Source organism: Amycolatopsis pittospori (assembly GCF_013870525.1).
GTDB lineage: Bacteria > Actinomycetota > Actinomycetes > Mycobacteriales > Pseudonocardiaceae > Amycolatopsis > Amycolatopsis pittospori.
This window is the reverse complement of sequence record NZ_JACBXD010000127.1, coordinates 1-16,412: the sequence shown is the minus strand read 5'-3', so window position 1 is coordinate 16,412 and position 16,412 is coordinate 1. Positions and strand designations below refer to the sequence as shown.

At 68.4% G+C, this 16,412-nt stretch carries 17 protein-coding genes; 9 read left to right on the top strand and 8 right to left on the bottom strand.

Going from position 1 to position 16,412, the window contains the following annotated elements; all coding sequences use genetic code 11:
- A partial coding sequence (locus H5J31_RS37190; protein WP_181777347.1) for an MFS transporter occupies positions 1-434 on the bottom strand: 434 nt, incomplete at its 3' end.
- A 171-nt stretch (positions 435-605) separates the two neighbouring features.
- Here H5J31_RS37190 and H5J31_RS37185 point away from each other — a divergent pair.
- On the top strand, positions 606-2,054 hold the full coding sequence (locus H5J31_RS37185; RefSeq protein WP_181777346.1) for a M1 family metallopeptidase: 1,449 nt from the start codon (positions 606-608) through the stop codon (positions 2,052-2,054).
- Between the two features lie 344 nt (positions 2,055-2,398).
- Here H5J31_RS37185 and H5J31_RS37180 read toward each other — a convergent pair whose 3' ends face one another.
- Genes H5J31_RS37180 through H5J31_RS37170 form a run of 3 tightly spaced genes read right to left on the bottom strand, consistent with a single transcriptional unit; the run spans position 2,399 to position 5,396 of the window.
- The gene (locus tag H5J31_RS37180; protein WP_181777345.1) at positions 2,399-3,382 is read right to left on the bottom strand and encodes a LysR family transcriptional regulator; all 984 of its coding nucleotides are present in this window, start codon (positions 3,380-3,382) and stop codon (positions 2,399-2,401) included.
- Positions 3,379-4,692, bottom strand: a complete 1,314-nt coding sequence (locus H5J31_RS37175) for a purine-cytosine permease family protein (protein ID WP_181777344.1) — start codon at positions 4,690-4,692, stop codon at positions 3,379-3,381. Before H5J31_RS37175 ends, H5J31_RS37180 begins: the two co-directional genes overlap by 4 nt.
- A gap of 2 nt (positions 4,693-4,694) precedes the next feature.
- Positions 4,695-5,396, bottom strand: a complete 702-nt coding sequence (locus H5J31_RS37170) for a tRNA-dependent cyclodipeptide synthase (protein ID WP_181777343.1) — start codon at positions 5,394-5,396, stop codon at positions 4,695-4,697.
- A gap of 201 nt (positions 5,397-5,597) precedes the next feature.
- Between H5J31_RS37170 and H5J31_RS37165 the strand changes: the two genes are divergently transcribed.
- From H5J31_RS37165 to H5J31_RS37155, 3 genes are all read left to right on the top strand, one after another.
- A complete protein-coding gene (locus H5J31_RS37165) occupies positions 5,598-6,551 on the top strand; it encodes a LysR family transcriptional regulator (RefSeq protein ID WP_181777342.1) in 954 nt (317 codons plus the stop codon).
- A 90-nt stretch (positions 6,552-6,641) separates the two neighbouring features.
- The gene (locus H5J31_RS37160; RefSeq protein WP_181777341.1) at positions 6,642-7,001 is read left to right on the top strand and encodes a rhodanese-like domain-containing protein; all 360 of its coding nucleotides are present in this window, start codon (positions 6,642-6,644) and stop codon (positions 6,999-7,001) included.
- A gap of 32 nt (positions 7,002-7,033) precedes the next feature.
- Positions 7,034-7,468 carry a thioredoxin family protein gene (locus tag H5J31_RS37155; protein WP_181777340.1) on the top strand — a complete coding sequence of 145 codons (435 nt, stop codon included), beginning with the start codon at positions 7,034-7,036 and terminating at the stop codon, positions 7,466-7,468.
- Between the two features lie 13 nt (positions 7,469-7,481).
- On the opposite strand, the gene H5J31_RS37150 is transcribed toward H5J31_RS37155, so the two are convergent.
- Complete coding sequence (locus H5J31_RS37150; RefSeq protein WP_181777339.1) at positions 7,482-8,264, bottom strand: alpha/beta fold hydrolase; 783 nt, start codon at positions 8,262-8,264, stop codon at positions 7,482-7,484.
- Between H5J31_RS37150 and H5J31_RS37145 the strand changes: the two genes are divergently transcribed.
- Positions 8,263-9,705 (top strand): M1 family metallopeptidase, encoded by a 1,443-nt coding sequence (locus H5J31_RS37145; RefSeq protein WP_328701708.1) that lies wholly within the window; start codon positions 8,263-8,265, stop codon positions 9,703-9,705. The two genes, H5J31_RS37150 and H5J31_RS37145, sit on opposite strands and share 2 nt — an antisense overlap.
- A gap of 66 nt (positions 9,706-9,771) precedes the next feature.
- Here H5J31_RS37145 and H5J31_RS37140 read toward each other — a convergent pair whose 3' ends face one another.
- Positions 9,772-10,974 (bottom strand): FAD-dependent monooxygenase, encoded by a 1,203-nt coding sequence (locus H5J31_RS37140; RefSeq protein ID WP_181777338.1) that lies wholly within the window; start codon positions 10,972-10,974, stop codon positions 9,772-9,774.
- Between the two features lie 76 nt (positions 10,975-11,050).
- Here H5J31_RS37140 and H5J31_RS37135 point away from each other — a divergent pair, with 76 nt between their 5' ends.
- Complete coding sequence (locus tag H5J31_RS37135; protein WP_181777337.1) at positions 11,051-11,359, top strand: antibiotic biosynthesis monooxygenase family protein; 309 nt, start codon at positions 11,051-11,053, stop codon at positions 11,357-11,359.
- A complete protein-coding gene (locus H5J31_RS37130; protein ID WP_181777336.1) occupies positions 11,352-12,164 on the top strand; it encodes an SIR2 family NAD-dependent protein deacylase in 813 nt (270 codons plus the stop codon). Before H5J31_RS37135 ends, H5J31_RS37130 begins: the two co-directional genes overlap by 8 nt.
- Here H5J31_RS37130 and H5J31_RS37125 read toward each other — a convergent pair.
- Together H5J31_RS37125 and H5J31_RS37120 are read right to left on the bottom strand one after the other, a co-directional pair.
- The gene (locus H5J31_RS37125) at positions 12,157-13,332 is read right to left on the bottom strand and encodes a hypothetical protein (RefSeq protein ID WP_181777335.1); all 1,176 of its coding nucleotides are present in this window, start codon (positions 13,330-13,332) and stop codon (positions 12,157-12,159) included. The two genes, H5J31_RS37130 and H5J31_RS37125, sit on opposite strands and share 8 nt — an antisense overlap.
- Positions 13,333-13,356: 24 nt before the next feature.
- A complete protein-coding gene (locus tag H5J31_RS37120) occupies positions 13,357-14,385 on the bottom strand; it encodes an endonuclease/exonuclease/phosphatase family protein (protein ID WP_181777334.1) in 1,029 nt (342 codons plus the stop codon).
- 135 nt (positions 14,386-14,520) lie between these two features.
- On the opposite strand from H5J31_RS37120, the gene H5J31_RS37115 reads away from it, so the two are divergent.
- Positions 14,521-15,498 carry an ATP-binding cassette domain-containing protein gene (locus tag H5J31_RS37115; RefSeq protein WP_181777333.1) on the top strand — a complete coding sequence of 326 codons (978 nt, stop codon included), beginning with the start codon at positions 14,521-14,523 and terminating at the stop codon, positions 15,496-15,498.
- Positions 15,495-16,292, top strand: coding sequence for an ABC transporter permease (locus tag H5J31_RS37110; protein ID WP_181777332.1), 798 nt, complete (start codon positions 15,495-15,497; stop codon positions 16,290-16,292). Before H5J31_RS37115 ends, H5J31_RS37110 begins: the two co-directional genes overlap by 4 nt.
- Positions 16,293-16,412: the final 120 nt, after the last annotated feature.

Here is a 16,412-nt window from a genome sequence, read left to right as displayed (position 1 = left end):
CCGAGGGCGAACCCGAGCGGCGTACCGGCCATCGCCACGGCCAGCGCCCGCCCGGTGAGGCCGGGCGGTGCGAGCCGCATCGCGTACCCGGCGACGAGCGACCACATCACGCCCGTCAGCGCGCCGGAAACGATCCGCGTGGCGAGGATCAACGGGAACCACGAAGACATCGCGATGACCAGGTTGGTCAGCAGGAATCCGGCGATCAGCGCCAGCAGCAAACGCTTGCGCGGCACCCGGAGAGTCATCGTGGTGAGCGGGATGGCGGTCAACGCGGTCGTGATCGCGTAGACGGTGACCAGCTGCCCGGTGGCGGACGGGGACACCCCGAGGTCCGCCGACATCCCCAGGAGCAGCCCGGCGGGCAGTACTTCGGTGAGACAGCCGAGGAAGACCGTCGTGGTCAGCGCGAGCAGCGCCGGCAGGGGCAGCATGCCCCGACGATCTCTTCCAGGAAGCGGCACGCGGTACTCCCGCGCGGGTATGCCGCCGCGTTATCGGCCCGGATAACCCGATGGCATGACCGGCTGGCAGTGCCGGTCGCGGCCCGAACGATCGCACGATGTTCGGGCATCTTCCCCCGTTCGCAGAGAGAAGGCCCGTCCATGACCGTGCGGATTCGGTGGCAGGAGCCACTGTGCACCGCGTTGCTCGCCACCACGATGATCGGCGCGTGCCCGGCGTCCGCGGCCCAGCCGACGCCCGGCGGTGACGGGTACGTGCACGTCTCTCCCGACGGCACCGTTCTCGGCGCCGATCCCTACTACCCCAAGGACGGCAACGGCGGCTACGACGTCTCGGCTTACGCGCTCGCGCTGGACTACGCGCCGTACTCGATGACTGTGAGCGGCAAAGCGTCGATCACCGCGACGGCCACCCAGGACCTGAGCCGGTTCGACCTCGACCTGCGCGGGCTCACCGTGCGGTCGGTGTCCGTCGATGGCACGGCCGCCGCGTTCCGGCGGTCGGGCGAACACGAACTGGTGATCACCCCGAGGACGCCGCTGACCGAGGGGCAGCGGTTCACCGTCGTGGTCGGTTACGACGGGCGGCCGGAGCCGATCACCACGGCGCGCGGCCGGATCGGCTGGTTGGCCACGCCAGGCGATTCGGCCGTGGCGGCCGGGATGCCGCATTCGGCGATGACCTGGTTCCCCGTCAACGGCACCGAGGTCGACAAAGCGACCCTGCGTGTCTCGGTCACCGTGCTCGACGAATTTTCCGTGGTGGGCAACGGCTTCCAGGTCTCCGACGTACCCGCGAGCTACGGACGGCACACCGTCACCTGGGCTGAGGACACCGCCCTCGCACCGAACACGGCGATGCTCGGCATCGGACGCTGGCAGGTCGAGACGGTCTCGCTTCCCGGCGGGCGGACGGCGATCAACGCCTATCACCCTTGCGCCGTCAACAAACGGGAGATCGGCGGACGGCTGCCCGAGGTCCTGGAATTCCTGACCGGCAGATTCGGCGACTATCCGCAATCGGCGTCGGGCGGGCTGTTCCTCGACCGCACCCTCGGCTACACACACGGCTCCCAGGGCCGCCCGGTGTACGGCGGCACGGCGACCGTCGCGGATCTGGTGTACGCCACCGCGTACCAATGGTGGGGAGCCGGCGTGAGCGGCAAGATGTGGCGGGACGTCCTGATGCCGGAGTCCATCGCGCGGTACGCCGTCTGGCTGTGGGACGAGACCAAGAACGGGATCGACCTCGACCGGCGTTATCGCGAACAGGTGGCGCGAGTGAACGGCGACACCGGCTTCTGGGCGCCGCGGCTCACCGATCCCGGCAAGGGCACCGAGTTCACCCCCACGACCAAGGCCGTCCTGATGGTGCACGCGCTGCGGCGCCTGATCGGCGACGACCTGTTCTTCCAGATCATGGCGGGTTTCCCGATGATCAACCCGCAGGGAAACCAGAACTGGCACGACTTCGAGCTCTACGTCGCGGCGATGACGCAGCTCGACCTGACGGCCTTCAACCACGCCTGGCTGGACGGAACCGTCCGGCCCCCGGACGACGTCCTCTACCCGGGAACGCTGCGGCCGTGAGCCTCCCCGCCCGGGCCGCGTGACCCCCCGCGCCCGAGCGGGACCCCCACCAAACCGGACGACACCCGTGTCCAGACGGACGGCAAGCGTGACCAGACGGACGGCAAGCGTGACCAGACGGACGGATCTCGCGTGCCTACAAGCCGCAGATCCGAGTTCGGCGTTCAGGCACGCGAGTCACGTCTTCAAGCACACGAGATCCGTCTCTGGGCACGCGAGTGCGGTGCCGCCTCGCGTGACGTCCGTCTGATCACGGGTGACGTCCGTCTGATCACGAATGACGTCCGTCTGATCACGGGTGACGTCCGCCTGGACACGGGTGACGTCCGTCTGGACACGGGTGATCATCTGTCGGTTGGGTGGGATTCCAGGTATCGGGCGTAGACCGGGGCCTTTCGCGCTTCCGCCCAGTAGTGCTCGGCGACGGCGGACCTCAGCTCGGCCTGGCGCCCGGCCACGAAAGTGTCCCGATGCCAGGCGAGAATATGTCTGCGCAGTAAGACATCCCCGCGCAGCGGCCGGGTCACGATGCCGAGGTGCCGCGGGTCGCAGATCGGCTGCGAAAGGCCGATCGCGCCGGCCCGGACCACCAGCAGCGCCACTTGCTGCGAAGTCACCTGATGGGTCATCGACGGGCTGAAGCCGTGGTGCGCGCACGTGTCGGCGAAGTACTTGTTGAACGTGGTCGCGGACGATCCGGCCATCATCACCCAGCGCTCGTCCTTCAGCTCGCGCAGGTCGAGGATCTCCTTGCGCGCCAACGGATGGGACTCCGGCAGCAGGACGAAGGTCGGCTCGGTCACCACCACCGCGGTGGCCACGCTCGCGGGGAGGTCGAGCTCGTGCCCCGGATAGTCCTTGACCAGCCCCAATTCCACGCGCCGCTGGTCCAGCAGCGAGACCAGCCGCTCCGGATGGTCGTCGTGCACCACCGTCGTCTCGGACACGTCCGGCCACAGCCGGTTCACCAGCGACGGCAGATACGCCACGAGCGCGCTGGCCACGGCGGCCACCCGTACGACGTCGGGCGGGCCGCTGGAGCAGGCGCGCTGTTCGATGTCTTCGAGCAGTTTGTCCAGCTGTGGTAGCAAAGCGGCGGTGCGGCGCAGCAGCAGTTCGCCCATCGGCGTGGGTTCGACAACGCCTTCACGCCGCTCGAACAATTGGTAGCCCAGCATCTGCTCCAGGCGTTTCAGCTGGGCGGATACCGCCGGTTGCGTGACGCCGAGAACGATCGCGGCACGGGAAAGACTGCCCGTATCCGCGATCGCCCGGAGCACCCGCAGGTGGTGCACATCAAGCTGTACGACGTCGAACTCCCTTGTCACGTACGGGTTTTCGTCCCGTCGGAAGAAGTCATCGCCGCGGAAACCGGTACGGCCGCGGCCCGTCTGCCGAGAAGAATATACAGGAGAAAAGCGGCGAAAACCGAGTTCACCGTGGGAATTCCCCACGGAAGCCAGATTCCGACGGCGGCTCCGGCCACCCAGCAGAGCAACGCGGCGGGCACCCACGACGGGCAGGACGACGGCAGGTCCCCGCTCGCGCGAGTGGCGTCCAGGTCCGGCTTCCAGCGGCGGACCACGTAGTACTCGGCGATCACCACGCCCGCCACCGGCGGCGTGACGACACCGACCCAGGTCAGGAAGGTGGTGAAGTGGTCGAGGATGCCGATCGCGGACAGGACCGTCCCGAGACCGCCGAGCAGCACCGTGGCGGTGGTGCGGTCCAGCCGCCGCGAGAACAGCACCTGCACGGTGTTCACCAGGCCGAGCGAGGACGAGTACAGGTTCCAGTCGTTGATCTTCATGATCGCGGTGATCAGGATCAGCGTGCCGAGCACACCGGACGACGACGTGATGATGCCGACGACGTCCGCGCTCTTCGCCGCGTGCGCGAGCAGCACGCCGATCAGGCCGATCAGGTACTGGCCGAGGGTGACGCTGACCAGGGTCTGCTTCACCACGTCGGACGCCGTCCGGTTGAACCGCGTCATGTCCGGCGTCATCACCGCGCCCATGATGAACGCGCCCGCCACCAGCGTGGTGCCCTGCGCCAGCGACATCGCCGGCCCCGGCGGCGGCGCGGACATCAGCGCGGGCAGGGAGTGGTCGTCGAGCGCGGTGATGATCGAATACCCGGCCAGCGCGAGGAAGGCGGGCACCGTCAAATACGCGGTCCAGGCCATCGCGTGGAAGCCGAACACGACGATCGCGGTGACCAGGGCACCGCCCGCGAGCGCCCAGACCCACACCGGCGGACCGCCCATCAACGCGTGCAGCCCCTGAGCGAAGACGTCGTTCTGCACCCCGAACCAGCCGGCCAGGCTCAACGTCATGAGCAGCCCGACCAGCGACGATCCGCCGGTGCCGAACCCGGCCCAGCGCGCCAGCACCGAGGTGGACAGACCTTCGCGGGTACCCGCGATCCCCATCAGGATGGTGATGATCTCCAGCAGCACCGAACCGATCGTGATCGCCAGGACCGCGTCCCAGAACGTCATGCCGAACCCGAGTACCGCGCCGAGCAGGAACTGGTGGAACGAGGACACCTGGCCGAACCGTTGCAGTGCGACGGAAACCCAGGAATACCGGCGTTCGGCGGGCACCCGGCGGAGGGAGAAGTCGTCGTGTTCCACGCTCACTCCATTCGTTCGGAGACGGCTTGTTGCGGGACGGCTTGTTCGAGGACGACGAAGCCCTGACCTGGCAGTGGCTTCCAGGAAAGTTCGCCGCGATACAGCCGTTCGAGGAAGCCGACGCGCTGGTGGTAGGCGAAAACGGAACTGTCGACGCCGGCCACCGCCACGGTGCCGATGAACATCGGCAGTTCGGCGAGGAAGTACCGGACCGCGCTGCGCAGTTGCTCCCGGGTGGGGTGCTGCCCTTCGGGTAATCGCCGGTCCAAGACCCAGCCCGTGGCGTAAAGGCACTGCTCGGCGAACTCCGGATCGGTGTCGAAACGTTGGTGCGCCTCGGAAAGAAGCCCCAGGTACGCGCTGTCCGTGTCGAGCACGGCGGAGTCCAGGATCAGCGTGTGCGGATCCGAGGGGCACACCTGCTGAAGTGCGCGGACGATCTTGTTGCGCGTGTAGTTGCCCTGCCGCTGCGCCTTTTGCGCGGCGCGGACCGGGTCGTAGCCGAGCGCCTCCATGGTGTACGCGGACGGCCCGTCCGGTACGAAGAAATGAAAACGATCGAAGGCCGACATCGCCCATCTGGCGAGATCGGCGATACGATCGACGGTGAAATAGCTGTTGAACGGGCTGACGCCGAGGCAGACGTGCTCGGCTCGCGTCAGCGGATCGGCGCAATGCTCGGTGAGCGGCAGTGGTCGAAGCAAGACGACTCCTGTATTCGCGTGATATACGGGGAGAAGAGGCGCGCCGACCGAAGGTGCCACGCCACCGACGGCGCCGGTATTGCCGCCGATGGTTGTCATCGCGTTATAGGAGTTCCTGGATCTTTGTCGCTATCGGACAATGGTGAATGGACCACGACCTTCGGGGGTGCCCGGCCGGGGCGATGCGCGGTATACGAAGTCATGGAGATTCAGGTTCGGCATCTTCGGGTGATCTGTGAGATCGCTTCTTCCGGAAGCCTCAACCGCGCGGCGGCCGGTCTGGGGCTCGGCCAGCCCGCGCTGAGCCACCAATTGCGCCGGATCGAGAAGATGGTCGGCGGTTCACTGTTCCACCGCGACCAGCACGGGGTGCGTCCCACCGAACTCGGCGAGGTGATCCTGCGCCGTGCCAAGGCGATCGTGCTCACCTTCGACGAACTGGAACTCGACTTCCACCGTCAGGAGCCCGAAACGGGCGACTCGGTCCGGATCGGCTGGAACGACAGCGCCATCACGTCTTCGCTGCTCGGCGGCCTGCGGGACCTGCTGCCGGGGAAGCCGGTCCGCACCCGGGCGGACACCTCGCGCACGCGGCTGCTCGCGCAGGTCGCGAACCGCGGCATCGACCTCGCGCTGATCATGATCTGCGGCGGCCGCGACCTCCCGGTGCCACCGGAGGTGCGGACCATGACCCTGGCGCGGGAGCCGTCGTTCGTCGCGGTCCCCGCCGGCCACCGGCTCGCCGAGGCGGAGGAGATCGAACTCGAGGAGCTGGCCGAAGAGGACTGGATCGTGTCGAGCGGCGGCGACGGATGCCGGGTCGTGTTCCGCGAAATGTGCCTCGCCCACGGATTCGACCCGCGGATCACCCACGACGTCGACGTGGACACCTCCCGGGAGAACCTGGTCAGCGGTGGATACGGCGTCGGGCTGGTCCAGCCGACCCGCCCGCCGGTGGACGGGCTCGCGATCCGGCCGCTGGCGGGTTCCCCGATGTGCGTGCGGCACGTGCTCGCCTGGCGTGAGGACGGCCCGTGCGCGTCGGGGATCGGCGAGCTCGGCGCCGGGGTGACCGCGGCGTACTGGCGGCTGGCCGAGCGGGCGGCGCCGTACCGGACCTGGCTGCGACGGCACGGCCTGCCCGCCGCCGGATAACGCCCCGGCATCCCGAGGCGGCACTAGAGCGACCACCCTCCGGCGGCCGACGATGAATTCGTTCATCACGGTCGTCGGAAAAGGGGCGCCATGCTGCCGTTGATCACTCGTGCGGAACTGCTCTCCCAGGTGGAGGCCGGAACGGTGGTCGTGGTCGACACGATGCCGGTCGCCTATTACGAAAAGGAGCATCTTCCGGAAGCGCGCAATATTCCGGGATTCCCGTACGACCAGGCGGCCGGGTTCACCGACCGGCTGGCACCGTCGGTGCTTCCGGACAAGAACGCCGCGATCGTCGTCTATTGCGCGAACACGCCGTGCCGCAACAGTGAATTCGTCGGACGGCGTTTGGTGGAACTCGGCTACAAGAACGTGCGCAAGTACCGTGAAGGAATCGAAGACTGGGTCGCGGGCGGACTGCCCACCGGTTCTTCGTCTTCTTCGTCCTGAACGGCAATTCCCCGCAGCGAAGGAGTTCATTCGTGTCCAAGATCAAACGGTTCGTCTGCGTGCTGGCCGGTGTGCTGGCACTCGTCACCGGTTTCGGTTCCGGCGCGGCTTCCGCCGCACCGAAGGCCGAAAACGTGGTCACGGTGACTTCGGCGAACTACGCCGAAGTCATGAACATCTCGAAACAGAAGCTGGTCATCATGGACTTCGGCGCGACGTGGTGCCCGCCCTGCCGCCAGATGAAACCGGTGATCGAACGGCTCGCCGCGGAGTACGGCGGCCGGTTCCTGCTCGGCGAGGTCGACGTCGACCAGAGCCGGGACCTGTCCAGCCGGTACAACATCCGCTACCTGCCGACCCTGGTCGGCGTCCGCAACACCACGGAACTGCCGTCTTCGCGGAACATCGGCTACCCGGGCGAGTCGCGGCTGCGGGCGTGGATCGACGCGCAGCTGGCCAAGAGCTGACCGGCTCCGGGACCTACCGGAGGACGTCGGAGAGGAACGCTTCGACGGCACCGAGGTAGGTCTCGGGTGCCTCGTCGTGCACGACGTGCCCGGCGCCTTCGACGACGATATGCCGTCCGAGGCCGCCGGGCACGCGGGCCGCGAGTTCCGCCTGCTGCCCGTGCGGCATCGCCGTCCGCTCGCCTTCGATGGCGAGCAGCGGGCATTTCACTCGTTCGACGTACTCCCAGAAATCCCGTCGTCCCCATTCCGCCGCGATCTCGTACAGATCCGTGAGCGAGGCGATCAGGTGGTAGCCGTCCTCGCGTTCTTCGACGCATTCGACGAAGTAGTCACCGGTGTCGCCGAAGAATTCGCGCACGTGCGCCAGCGAACGGAACGGGACCGGCCACGATTCGAAGTAGCCGCGCCACTCGTCCACGGTCCGCCCGCGCTGGTCCGGCGCGAAGTCTTCGCACACCACCGCACGCACGAGGTCCGGATGCGTGGCCGCGGTGACCCAGGCGTGCAGACCACCCATGGAATGTCCGATCAGGACCGCGGGCTCGTCGAGGGTCCGCAGCACCGCGGCGACGTCGTCGGCGAACCGCTCGGTGCGCCACGGCCCACCGCGCGGCCCGCGCCCATGTCCGCGCGCGTCGATCCCGAGGACACGCCCGTACGGTTCGAGCCTTCGCGCGACCCGCCACCACGTCGTCGCCCTGCCCATCAACCCGTGCAGGAGGACGATCGGCGGACCGTCACCGCCGAAAGTGATCAACCCGTCGCGGTGAATCACCACTAAGCTCCCCTCCATGCGCAGCCGTGTCCCCGTCGCCGGTCTGGTCCTCGGGGTCGTCGGCGCCCTGATTATCGGTTGCAGCGTCGATGATCCTCCCGTCGCGCCCCCTCCGCCGCCGCCGATGAATCCGGCACCGGGCGCGTCCGGCGCGGGCGACCCGTACTACCCAATGGACGGAAACGGCGGCTACGACGCCGTCGAATACCAGGTCGGGATCACTTACGACCCCGCGAAAGGGCATCTCGACGGCGACACCACGATCACCGCGAAAGCCACACAGGACCTCAATCGGTACAACCTGGACTTACGCGGCTTGGCGGTCCAATCCGTTGAAGTCGAGGGAAAACCGGCGAAATTCGCCCGCGAAGGCGAATTCGAACTCGTGGTGACACCCGCCGACCCGATCCGGAACGGCAGCACTTTCCGCACGAAGGTCGTCTATGGCGGAGACCCGTCCGCGACACCGCACGCGGGCGGCAGTGAGAACGGCTGGCAGAAGTCGAAGGACGGTGGCGCGTTCGTCGTCGGTGAGCCGCATTCGGCGTCGTTCTGGTATCCCGTCAACGAAACCCCGCGCGACAAGGCGATGTTCAACCTCACCGCCCGCGTACCGGACGGCTGGACCGTCATCTCGAACGGACGAGAGATCCAGAAGACGTCGGCCAACGGCTGGACCACCACCTCCTGGCAGGAACGCACGCCGGTGGCGGCCTACCTGACCACCGTGGCGATCGACAAGTTCACCGTCGACCGGATGGCGCTGCCGGACGGGACCCCGCTGGTCAACGCGTACGCGCCGGGCGCCGAGGACCGGCGCGACACCGGCAGGCGGCTACCGGAGATCATCGGCTTCCTGACGTCGAAATTCGGGCCGTACCCGGTGGACGCGGCCGGCGGGATCTACCTGAACGAGGAGATCCATTTCTCCCTGGAGACCCAGACCAGGCCGACCTACGCGAAATGGGCCGACCTGATCACCGTCGTGCACGAAACCGCACACCAGTGGTTCGGCGATTCGGTGACGCTGAATTCGTGGTCCGACATCTGCCTCAACGAATGCCTCGCGTCGTACGCGCAATGGCTGTGGCAGGAATCGCGCGACAACGAGAACCTCGACGACCGCTACCGCGCCGCACTCGAGATCATGCGGGGCAGCCCCGATTTCTGGGCGTCGAAACTGGTCGACATGGGGGCCGGGCAGGAATTCCACGGCGTCTACGACAAGGGGATCCTCGCCATCCACGCACTGCGGCGGAAGATCGGCGAGGGCGCCTTCGCCCGGCTGCTGAAGGAGTGGCCGGCGGCATACCGGAACGCCAACGCGTCGTGGGCGGACTTCGAGGCGTTCACGATCAAGCTTTCGGGGCAGGACCTGCGGCCGTTCTTCGACGCCTGGTTCCACGGCACGGTGATCCCCGCGGACGCGGAACTCCTGCCCGGCACCCTGCGAGGCTGACGCCCCCCGCATTTAGTCCTCTAAATGCGGCAGGTCCTTCCGTGAAGGCCCCCCGCGTTTAGTCCTCTAAATGCGGTGAGGGGTGGTCGTGTAGTCGGGCAGGTCGATGCCGCTCACGACGTCCTGCATCTTCCGCGAGACCAGGGCCGCGATCGGCTTCAGGTGCATCGCGCGCAGCGCCAGATGCTGCGCCCGCACCGCCCAGCGCGACTTCGCGAACACCGTCTTCGCGTTGGCCCTCCCCATCGCCTGCGTCTTCTCGACGAAGTCGCGCATGACCGCCTCGTACCGTTCGAGTCCGTTGTCGAAGTCGGCGGCCAGTTCCCCGGCGAGGACGTACGCGCCGACGAACGCCAGGCTCGTGCCCTGTCCGGAAAGCGGCGACGGGCAGAAGGCCGAGTCGCCCAGCAGGCCGATCCGGCCGCGTGACCAGGAGTCCATCACCACTTGGGCGCACGAGTCGAAGTAGAAGTCCGGGGCGTCGTCCAGCTGTTCCAGCAGCCAGGGCACCTCCCACTCCATCCCCGACGCGAATCGCCGGACCATCGCCTTCTGCGCCTCGACGTCGCGGTAGTCGTACTCGATGTCGTCCGCGGCGAAGCCGAAGTACGCCATCGCCTCCTTGCCGTCGTGGATGCCGCGGATGCCGGCGGAGCGGCCGACGTCGTTGTAGCCGAGCGCCCAGTCCTGCAGGCCGAGGTGGTTCGGCACGGTGAAGAACGTCAGGTACGCGCCCAGGTGCCGGACGAACCGCGACTCCTCGCCGAAAGCCAGCGCCCGCACGCCCGAATGCAGCCCGTCGGCGCCGATGACCAGGTCGAACGTCCGCCGCGAACCACTGTCGAAGGTGACGTCGACGCCGTCGGCGCCGTCGTCCAGCGCGGTGATGCGATCCCCGAAGACGTACTCGGTCTTCTCCCGGGTCGCCTCGTACAGCACTTCGGACAGATCGCCACGGAGGATCTCGATCTCGGCGATGAGGCCGTCGCCGCCGAGGTCGTCGGCGCGCAGGGTGGCTTTCGTACGGTTGTTCCTGTCGACGAGCGTCTCGCCCTTGCTGTCGGTGCACGCGGCGCGGATGCGTTCGTCGAGGCCCATCCGGCGGGCGACCTCCTTGGCCGTTCCGCGCAGGTCGACGGCCTGGCCGCCGGGGCGCAGCGAGGGCGCGCGCTCCACGACGGTGACGTCGAAGCCGTGGCGGTTCAGCCAGAAGGCCAGCGCGGGACCGGCGACGCTGGCGCCGGAAATGAGAATTTTCGCGTCACCCATGAAGCCCCCTCGATCCACTTCCAGTAAGCCACGCATCACATCGCGGCGCAAAAGAGTTTCGCCGTAGGCTGGCGGCATGGCAGTCGTGAAGATCAACGCGATCGAAGTCCCCGAAGGCGCAGGCCCCGAGCTGGAGAAGCGGTTCGCCGCACGGTTGCACGCCGTCGACAACCAGCCCGGTTTCCTCGGCTTCGAGCTGCTCCGCCCGGTCTCCGGCGAGACCCGCTACTTCGTCTACACGAAGTGGGACTCCGAAGAGTCCTACCAGGCGTGGGCGTCCGGCCCGGCGCGCGAGGCGCACGCGGGCGAGCGCGCGAAGCCGGTCTCGTCCGGCGCGAACCTGCTGGAATTCGAGGTCGTCCAGGCATCGAAGCCGGGTGAGTGAACTCGATCGAGCCGCGGAACTGATCGACGGCGCCGGCGCGCTGCTCGTCTGTGCCGGCGCCGGTATGGGCGTCGACTCCGGCCTGCCCGATTTCCGGGGCGATGAAGGTTTCTGGAAGGCGTATCCGCCGTACGAGCGGCTGGGCATCAGCTTCGTCGAGCTCGCCGACCCGCGGCATTTCGCCGAAGATCCCGCGCTGGCCTGGGGTTTCTACGGGCACCGGCTGGCGCTGTACCGCGCCACCGTCCCGCACGGAGGCTTCCGGCTCCTGAGGACCTGGGGAGCGCGCAAACCCGGCGGCGTCCGCGCGTTCACGTCCAATGTGGACGGACAGTTCCAGAAGGCGGGCTATCCGCACGTCGCCGAGGCGCACGGATCCATCCACCACCTGCAGTGTCTCGACCGGTGCTCCGGCGAGATCTGGTCCGCGGACGACGTCGAGGTGCCGATCGACGAGGACACGATGCGCGCGCTGGAACCCCTGCCGTCGTGCCCGCGCTGCGGCGGTCTCGCGCGCCCCAACATCCTGATGTTCGGCGACTACGACTGGCTGGAGCGGCGCAGCCAGGCCCAGCTCGGCGAGCTGACGGCGTGGCGGCGCGCGCATCGCGACCTCGTGGTGGTGGAACTCGGCGCCGGGCAGGCCGTGCCGACGGTGCGGCGCTACTCGGAGCTGGCCAGCGCCGCGACCGGTTCACTCGTCCGCATCAACCCGCGCGAGCCGCAGATCCGGCACGGCCGCGGCGTCTCCCTGGCTAGCAACGGCCTCGAAACCCTCGAAGCGCTGGACGCCCTGCTCACCTGAGCCAGAGGTCCCGGTTGCCCGCCAGCAGGACACGCCCGTCGGCGAGGGTGACGGCGCTGGTGACCGGGCTCTCCGAGCAGCCGAGTTCGCCGCGCTGCCACACCCCGGCCTCCAGGACGCGGACCACCGAGCAGTACCGGGTGTTCTTGCGCTCCTCGTAGGGCTCGTAGGTCTTGCCGACCAGGATCAGGCGTCCCGCCTTGTCGATCGTCCCGGCCACGATGTCGCCGGTCCCCAGGGGCGCGGGGTCGTGGATCTTCCACTTCCCCGGTTCGCCGGTCACGATCAGCGGCACGTTCGGGGCGCGGCCGTCGTGCGACGCGCCGACAAGCATCCACTCGCCGCCGAACCGCAGGACGGCTTCGATGTTCGCGTCCTTCGGCAGCGCCGGGAGCTTCGACGCCGTCCAGCTTCCCCCCGCGTCCTTCGACAGCCAGACCTGCGCGGTCACGCCGGCGTACGAAGCCGCGAGGATCTGCTCGCCGTCGGCCGCCGCCGAGCGCGGACCGCTCGCGCCGTCGAGCGCCGGATCGCGGGGCAGGACGACGGTGCGTTCGGTGACGCCGTCGTTGTCGGAGACCCAGGCCGCCGGCTCGGTCTTGTCCGCGTCGAGGAAGGCGGTGCCCAGCGCGACCAGGTTCTTCCCGGACCGCACCAGCGCGGACGCCTGACGCTTCCCCCGCAGTTTCGTGAGCTCGACGACCTCACCGCCCGCGTCCAGCCTGGCGAAGCCACTTCCGGCGCCGATCCCGAGCACCGAACCGTCCGGACCGGGCACCGCCGCGACCGCGGTCAGCCCGCCGCCGCGCCAGCCGTTACCCGCTTCGCCCGCGATCTCGGGTCCGGCGCCGCCGCCACCCGGTGACGGGCGGATCTCCAGTCGCGTGCAGTTCTCGGCGCCCTTCCAGTTGGCGCTCACTTCCCGGTAGCCGTTGGCGTAGTCCCCGATACCGACGGCACAGTCGCCGACCGGGACCAGCGCCTTCAGCCCGACGCTCGCCGGCACCCACTTCCCGTCCGATGACGGGAACTGCGTCGCGTCCGGATGGGCGACGAAGCCCAGCGCGCTCTTCGGACTGTTGTCGACGCCCGTCCCGGCCGCCTCGCCGCAGCCCGCGGCCAAGACGACGACCAGGGCCGACGCGAGAATTCCCCCAGTTCTTCGCATGTCCCCACCTTGGCAGAGGTCCGGTCAGGGCAACACGATTTCCGCGTAGACGGCGTCGTGGTCACTGCCCGGGGTATCGAGCACCTTGAAGTCCGCGATGGCCGCCCGTTTGTCCGCCAGCACATGGTCGATCGGCACCGGCGGCACCACGCCGTTCGTCCAGGTCCCTTCGAGCGCACGGCCCAGCTGATCGGCCGCGTCGACGTAACCCCTGGTCAGCAGCTCACGGAAGAGCGAGTGGTCGAAGGTGGCGTTGAAGTCGCCCGCCAGGATCCGGATGTCGTGCTCGGCGTCGGCGTAGGGCAGGTCCTTGGCCTCGTCGACCCACGCGTACCTGTCCCACATCGGCGCCGCCGGGTGGACCGCGACGACCTCGATGCGGACGCCGTCGCCGAGGTCCACGCTCGCGCTCGGCTGCTTGTCGTCCGAATCGCCGCTCAGCTTCAGCGGCGTGAGCGGGTACTTCGACACGAGACCGGAGCCCGACGCCCACTCCGCCGGATGCAGTACGTAGAACGGCAGCACCTGGAACAGCCCGGCGCGGTCCAGCGCGGTGATCGCCTCGGGGGTCATCTCGGTCAGGCTCAGGACGTCGACCTGGTGTTCCTTGACGTAGCCGACGATCCTGGCCGGATCCGCGCGCCCGCCGAGCATGTTCGACGCCAGCACCCGCACGTGCTTCCCGCCGAGTGCCTTCTGTTCGTTCTCGAACGCGCGCGGCAGGACCAGCGCGGCGATCGTGAAGGTCAGCACCAGCGCGACGGCGCCGGTCCACCAGCGGCGCAGTCCCAGCGCGAGTCCGGCGAGCACCAGCGTGGCGATACCCGCGTACGGCGTCAGCGCGAGCGCCGCGATCGTGTACGTGTTGCCGTCGTAGCCCACCAGCCGCATCGCCGTCAGCACCGCGAACGGCACCAGCGCGCCGATCAGCAGCCCGCTGACCAGCTTGTTCCGGGCGTCCTTACGAGTGCGGCGGACCCGCTCCGGCACCCGTTCTTCGATCACCATGCCTTCGAGTATGCCGATCAAGGGCGCTGTGACGGCGGTCTCCACAACACCTTCACAAGCTCCCCACACCGCGTCTACCTGCGCTTATCAGCGCCGGGCAGGTTCTGTCAGCCCGCTGTGCGCGGCCTGACAGGCGCAGGCGGCACCTTTGTCCGTGGGGCGAGATCCACAGGAGGAAACATGACTCACGCGATCAGGGCCGAGGGCCTGGTCAAACACTATGGGGAGACGAAGGCGCTCGACGGGGTCGACCTGGAGGTGCCGGCGGGCAAGGTGGTCGGGGTGCTGGGGCCGAACGGCGCGGGCAAGACCACCGCCGTCCGGATCCTGGCCACCCTGATCCGGCCGGACCGCGGCCACGCGAGCGTGTTCGGGTACGACGTCGTCAAGAACCCGATGGCGGTCCGCAGCATGATCGGGCTCACCGGGCAGTACGCGTCGGTCGACGAGGACCTCTCCGGCACGGAGAACCTCGTCCTGATCGGCAGGCTGCTGGAGTTCTCCAGGGCGGACGCGAAGAAGCGCGCGGCCGATCTGCTGGAGCGGTTCGAGCTGACCGAGGCCGCCGGGCGCGCGATCAAGACCTACTCGGGCGGGATGCGGCGGCGGCTCGACCTCGCCGCGAGCCTGGTCGGCCGCCCGAAGGTGCTCTACCTGGACGAGCCGACCACCGGACTCGACCCGCACGCCCGCAACGAGGTCTGGGCCGTGGTCCGGACGCTCGTCGCCGACGGGACGACGGTGCTGCTCACCACGCAGTACCTCGAAGAGGCCGACCAGCTGGCCGACACGATCACCGTGTTCGACAAGGGCCACGTCGTGGCGAACGGCCGCGCCGACGAGCTCAAGCGGCGGACCGGCGGCCAGACGCTGCAGGTCCGGCCGACCGCGCTCGCCGACCTCGACGCCGTCGAACGCATCCTGGCCGGGCTCACCGGAGTCCGTCCGAAGCGGGACGACGACACCGGGCTGCTCACCGCGCCCGTGTCCGATCCCGTCCTGCTGTCCACCTTGGTCCGCAAGCTGGACGACGCCGGGATCACCGCCGACGAGCTGGCGCTGCGGCTGCCCAGCCTCGACGAGGTGTTCCTCGCGCTCACCGGCAAGCAGCCCACCGAGTCCACAAAGGACGCAACCCCGGAAGGGAGCCTGGTATGACCACCCTCGCGGCACCCGCGCCACGGCGCGTTTCCCTGTCCAGCGGCGTACAGCACGGGCTTTCCCTTGCCTGGCGCGGCATCCTGAAGATCCGCAAGAACCCGGAACAGCTGGCCGACGTCACCATCGCGCCGATCATCTTCCTGGTCATGTTCGTCTACCTCTTCGGTGGCGCGATCATGGGCAGCACCGAGGGTTACCTCCAGATGATCGTGCCCGGCATCATGGTGTTCAACATCCTGCAGGCCAGCATGACCGTCGGCGTCCAGCTCAACACCGACGTCACCAAGGGCGTGTTCGACCGGTTCCGGGCGATGCCGATCTCGCGGTCCGCGCCGCTGATCGGCGCCGTACTCGCGGATATCGTGCGGTACCTGGTGTGCATCACCGTCCTGATGATCGTCGCGACGATCATGGGCTACCGGATCCAGACCGGTCCGGCGGAGTTCGCGCTGGCCGTCGTGCTGGCGATCGCGTTCGCGCTGTCGTTCTGCTGGGCGTCGGTGTTCGTCGGGATGCTGGTGAAGAGCCCGGGCGCGGTGCAGGGCCTGATGTTCGTGGTCCTGATGCCGCTCACCTTCGGCAGCAACGTCTTCGTCCCGACCGGCACCATGCCCGGCTGGCTGAAGGCCTGGGCCGACATCAGCCCGGTGACACAGATGTCCGACGTCCTGCGCGGACTGATGAACGGCGGCGCGATCGCCGGGCCGCTGACCGGCTCGCTGATCTGGATGGCGGCCGCGATCGCGGTCTTCTTCCCGCTCGCCACGTGGGCTTACCGGAAGCGCGTCTGACGGGGGTCAGGGGGAACGCGCACGAAGGGGACTTTCCTCGCGGGGGACGCGGGGAAAGTCCGGCGGTCTCAATCGGTTGTTGCAAGTAGTGCTTTGTCGAGTGCTTGTGCGGGTGTGAGC